Source organism: Sagittula sp. SSi028, from assembly GCF_048553715.1.
Classification (GTDB): Bacteria; Pseudomonadota; Alphaproteobacteria; order Rhodobacterales; family Rhodobacteraceae; genus Sagittula.
Genome location: NZ_JBLZNC010000075.1, coordinates 1 through 223 on the forward strand (window position 1 = coordinate 1; position 223 = coordinate 223).

Genomic DNA, 223 nt, shown 5'->3' on the forward strand with positions numbered 1-223 from the left:
TTCATGGCGGATCGCCTCGGAGATGGGCGCCAGTTCCGGCTGCTGAACGTCCTGGACGACTTCAACCGGGAGGGCTTGGGCATCGAGATCGACTTCTCGCTGCCCGCCGAGCGGGTCGTCCGGGCCCTGAACCAGATCATCGAATGGCGTGGCGCACCGAAGACGATCAGGGTCGACAATGGTCCGGAATACATCAGCGGTACGCTCATGGAATGGGCCGAAC

General features: G+C 62.8%; 1 protein-coding gene. It reads left to right on the top strand.

The genetic code is table 11. The features are described 5' to 3' along the window. The coding region (locus ACN5AZ_RS18815; RefSeq protein ID WP_419430411.1) for a DDE-type integrase/transposase/recombinase at positions 1–223 on the top strand (223 nt) is incomplete at both ends.